This window comes from Bacillus sp. SIMBA_031 (assembly GCF_046535225.1).
Lineage (GTDB): Bacteria > Bacillota > Bacilli > Bacillales > Bacillaceae > Bacillus > Bacillus velezensis.
This window is the reverse complement of sequence record NZ_JAWRXC010000255.1, coordinates 1-271: the sequence shown is the minus strand read 5'-3', so window position 1 is coordinate 271 and position 271 is coordinate 1. Positions and strand designations below refer to the sequence as shown.

Below are 271 nucleotides of genomic sequence, written 5' to 3'. Positions count from 1 at the left end.
AGTTGATGCTGTTGCTGCTGGGACTTATCATGTGTCTTCAAATCGAGAAATAACGGCGCAAATTGAGCAGCTTCAAGATATGATGACTGTTGAGTTAAATAGTCTAGATTTTAATGCAAAAATAATTGGTAAAACGAAGATTTTAGCGCCAACATTAATTGTTCAAGCAACGCCTGAGGCGTTAGCTGAAATTGAAAAAGATGATCGCGTTGCTAAAGTTTTACCAATGTTCGATCGCGAATTGCATGTTGCAGCAAGCTCTGAATATATC

1 protein-coding gene is annotated in these 271 nt (G+C 38.0%); it reads left to right on the top strand.

Translation table 11 applies throughout. The features are described from left to right. A partial coding sequence (locus SB724_RS20225) for a hypothetical protein (RefSeq protein ID WP_410572645.1) occupies positions 1 to 271 on the top strand: 271 nt, incomplete at both ends.